The 4,761-nt window shown below is 55.2% G+C and carries 2 protein-coding genes; both read left to right on the top strand.

The features are described from left to right. Positions 1–5: 5 nt before the first annotated feature. Entirely contained in the window at positions 6–1,226 is a 1,221-nt protein-coding gene (locus tag OGX95_RS16350; RefSeq protein ID WP_286630193.1) for an autotransporter strand-loop-strand O-heptosyltransferase, read from the top strand. Continuing rightward, a complete protein-coding gene (locus tag OGX95_RS16355; RefSeq protein WP_286630192.1) occupies positions 1,219–4,752 on the top strand; it encodes an autotransporter outer membrane beta-barrel domain-containing protein in 3,534 nt (1,177 codons plus the stop codon). Before OGX95_RS16350 ends, OGX95_RS16355 begins: the two co-directional genes overlap by 8 nt. Positions 4,753–4,761: the final 9 nt, after the last annotated feature.

A 4,761-nucleotide genomic window follows, 5' to 3' on the forward strand; every position in this document is an offset into this window, starting at 1 on the left:
AAAATATGTCAACGCTGAAGAATACATTTTTTATCCCTCCGCCTGACACGCCAACACAGGCCGGACCTGAAAATATCTTTTATGATTTTAATGATGGCGCCCGTGTATTGCTTCCTGAAGGAAAATGGCACGTGCGTCTGCTGGATGCGGATTCAGACAATATTCTTTTCTGCTGCGATGTGGATAAAGGCTGGGTGACCAGCCGTAAGAAATATTTTGTGCGTTTTCGCATTCAGGTATTCCGTCGGGGGGAAGAAACGCCCCTGCTGGATGAAACCCTGAAATTAAAAGACCGGCCTGTGCTGATTTCATTCCCGACCGGGACGCTGGGCGATTTGCTCGGCTGGTTCCCTTATGCCGAACGATTCCAGTCCCTGCACAAGTGCCGGCTGGAATGCACGATGGCGCAGGACATTATTGACCTGCTGGCACCTCAGTATCCGCAGATACAGTTTTCCACGCCGGATAAGCCGCGCACGATGGCGCCTTATGCCACCTATCGTGTGGGGCTCTATTTCGGTGGAGATACAGACAATCAGCCGGTGGATTTCCGCAAGGTCGGTTTCCACCGTTCTGCGGGCTACATTCTGGGCGTTGACCCGCGTGAAGCCCCCGTCCGGCTTGACCTGTCTGCGCCCCGGGTTATCCAGGCGCCCTATGTGTGCATCGCCACACAGTCCACCTGTCAGGCGAAATACTGGAACAACGGCACCGGCTGGAGTGAGGTTGTCGCTCATCTGAAATCGCTGGGTTACCGGGTGCTGTGCATTGACCGGGATGCCCATTATGGCCAGGGCTTTGTCTGGAACCATATCCCCTGGGGAGCAGAGGACTTCACCGGCAGGCTCCCGCTGCAGGAGCGGGTGAACCTGCTGCGGCATGCCAGCTTCTTCATTGGCCTGCCAAGCGGCCTGTCATGGCTGGCGTGGGCAACCGGAATCCCGGTGGTGCTGATAAGCGGCTTCAGCCTGCCCAACAGCGAATTTTATACCCCGTGGCGGGTATTTAACTCTCACGGGTGCAATGGATGCTGGGACGACACGTCGCTGAATTTTGACCATAAAGATTTTATGTGGTGCCCGAGACATAAAAACACCGACCGGCAATTTGAATGTACCCGGCTGATAACCGGCGCCCAGGTCAATGGCGTCATCAATAAACTTCACCGTTCTTTAACTGAGCAGGGTGTTGAGGTCCCCCTGGAGAAAGGAGTAAGCAATGAATAAGGTTTATAACACTGTGTGGAACGAATCCACCGGGATGTGGGTCGTTACCTCAGAACTGACCCGGAAAGGAGGCCGGCGTCCCCGCCAAATCAAACGTACCGTGCTGGCAGGGCTGATTGCCGGGCTGCTTATGCCGTCACAGTCTGCACTGGCTGCAACCTATGATAACCAGACAATCGGAAGTGGTGGAACGAGCATGGGCATGCCCCTGTATGCAGGTGACACAGCTACCAACACAACTATTAACTATGGTGGATCCCAGCCTGTCTACAGTGGCGGTAGCTCGACGAACACCACCATTAACGATGGTGGGAGTCAACCTGTCTACGACGGTGCCAGTGTGACGAGCACCACCATTAACGATGGTGGGGTGCAGATTGTTTACGACAACAGCAATGGTGTCACGAGCACTAACATCAACAATGGTGGGCTCCAGCTTGTCTACGGGAACACCAATAACACCATGATAAATGGCGGAATTCAGGAATTAAGAGGAGTGGCGAGTGATACCACGATCAACGATGGCGGTACTCAGTCAGTTTTAGATGGAACCGCGAGTGATACCACAATCAATAATGGCGGACATCAGTATGTCCAACGTTACGGCAGTGCTTCTAACACCTTCATTAACAGTGGAGGAATGCAGAGTGTCTCCTGGGGTGGCCGTGCCACGAACACCATCATTAACAGCGATGGTTTACTGGCGGTGTATTCTGGAGGAAGTGCTGTAGCCATTACTCAGAACAGCGGCGGCGCCATTACCACTGACACTGGTTCTTTCATGAATGGCAACAATGCTAAAGGTAACTTCAGTATCTCTGGTGGCCGTGCGGGCAATATGCTGCTGGAAAATGGTGGCTCATTAACCGTACTTAATGGACATAAGGCCACAGATACTACCATTAACAGTGGTGGAGAAGTGATAGTCAAGGGTAACTCGACTGACACCACCATTAACAGCAATGGCTTACTGCATGTCTCCAGCGGCGGTAGTGTCACGGGTACCATCATTAATAACGGTGGCCGCGAGAATATCTATTCAGGCGGCAGTGCCACGAGCACTACCCTTAACAGTGGTGGTGTCCAGGCTGTCTCTGGTGGCGGTGTTGCCTCGGCCACTCTCATTAACAGCGGAGGGAGCCAATATGTCTACAGCGGCGGCAATGCTTTGAATGCCTCTGTTAATGACGGAGGGCGTCAGTTTGTCTCAAAAGGCGGCAGCGCCAGGGCAACTTCTGTTAATAGCGGCGGTCGCCAGTATGTCCGTATCGGCGGCAGTGCCACTGATACCGTGATTAACAATACTGGGCGCCAGTTTGTCTCCAGCGGCGGCATTACCACTGACACTACAATTAATTCCGGTGGGGGGCAGTTTCTCTACGGCGGAAGTGCCACAGGTACCTCTATTCTCAACGGCGGACGCCAGTACGTCTCCAGTGGTGGCAGTGCCACGGACACAACCGTTAACAGTGGTGGACGTCAGCATGTTTACATCGACGGCAATGTCACAGAAACGACCATTACAAGCGGCGGTATGCTGCAGGTGGAGGCCGGTGGCTCAGCCTCTAAGGTTACCCAGAACAGTGGCGGTGCAGTCGTCACCAATACCAGTGCATTCCTGAGTGGTACCAGCGATAAAGGCAGTTTTAGTATCGCTGGCGGCAGTGCCACCAATATGCTGCTGGAAAACGGCGGATACCTGACGGTGTTTGACGGTCACCAGGCCAGCGCTACAACTGTTGGCAGTGGTGGTACGCTGGATGTCCGCAGCGGCGGTATACTCTATGGCACCACCACCCTGACTGATAAAGGGACGCTCGTCGGTGACGTAGTCACAAATGAAGGGAACCTGTATTACCTCAACAACAGTGCTGCGACCTTCACAGGCAGCCTGACAGGTAGCGGTATCCTGACACAGGAAGGCGGGAGCACCCGCTTCAGCGGTCTGTTGTCTCAGGACGGCGGGATTATCCTTCAGAGTGGCGGTGCCATGACGATGGATGCCCTTCAGGCGAAAGCTAATGTGACGACCCAGTCAGGCACCACCCTGACGCTGGATAACGGGAGCATCCTGACGGGGAGCGTTGAGGGAGACAACACCGGCGCAGGTGATATGACGGTTAAAGGTGCGTCTGTCTGGCATCTCGATGGTGACTCCACTGTCGGCGCATTAACGCTGGATAACGGGAGCGTTGATTTCCGTCCGCCAACAACCACGCGTCTGACGCCAGCCTTCCAGGCGGTGTCGCTGGCGCTCGGGAGCCTGTCGGGTAGCGGGACGTTCCGGATGAACACGGATATCGCAGCACATACCGGGGATATGCTGAAGGTAACGGGTAATGCCAGCGGTAACTTTGTGCTGGATATCAAAAACACCGGCCTGGAGCCAGTATCTGCTGGTGCGCCGCTTCAGGTGGTGCAGACCGGCGGCGGTGATGCCGCGTTTACCCTGAAAGGCGGGAAAGTCGATGCCGGTACCTGGGAATACACCCTGAGTAAGGAAAATACCGACTGGTATCTGCAGGCTGACACCCCACCTCCGGTTACTCCGCCGGCTGACCCGGATGCAGGTAAACCAGATGCAGGTACATCGTCGTCTCCGGTGCGCCGCACAACAAAATCAGCCGACGCGGTACTGGGCATGGCGACAGCGCCGGCATACGTTTTCAACAGCGAGCTGGATAACCTGCGTTTCCGTCACGGTGATGTGATGCAGAATACCCGTGCACCAGGGGGCGTATGGGGCCGTTATACCGGGTCAGACAAGCGCATCAGCGGTGGGGCCAGCTCAGGCTATACCCTGACGCAGAACGGTTTCGAAACCGGCGCCGACAAGGTCTTTGACCTGGGTGAGAGCCGTCTAGCTGCAGGCACTTTCTTCTCTTACAGCGACAACAGCATTAAGCATGCGCGTGGCGGAAAGAGCACGGTCGACAGCACCGGTGGTGGTCTGTACGCGACCTGGTTTGATAATGACGGCTACTACGTGGACGGGGTTATCAAATTCAACCGCTTCAGTAATGAGCTGCGTACCTGGATGAGCGACGGCTCGGCGGTGAAAGGGGATTACAGCCAGAACGGTTTCGGCGGCAGTCTCGAAGCGGGCAGGACCTTCAGTCTGAATGAGAATGCATGGGCGCAGCCATACGTGCGGACAACGGCGTTCCGGGCCGATGCGAAAGATATCAGCCTGAATAACGGCATGAAAGCCAGTATCGGTGCGACCAAATCCCTGCAGACTGAAGCTGGCGTGAAGCTGGGGATGACCCTTGACGTTGCAGGAAAAGAAGTCAAGCCGTACCTGTCGGCGGCGGTGAGTCATGAATTTTCGGACAACAACAAAGTCCGTATTAATGACACCTACGACTTCAGGAATGACATCTCCGGGACGACCGGGAAATACGGACTGGGCGTCAGTGCGCAGCTGACCCCAAATGCTGGCGTCTGGGCTGAAGCCCGTTATGAAAATGGTAAGCAGACCGAGTCTCCGGTCACGGGCAGTGTCGGGTTCCGTTTTAATTTCTGAGCCGTGTCC

Origin of the sequence: Citrobacter sp. Cu233, from assembly GCF_030332225.1 — a bacterium.
GTDB lineage: Bacteria > Pseudomonadota > Gammaproteobacteria > Enterobacterales > Enterobacteriaceae > Citrobacter.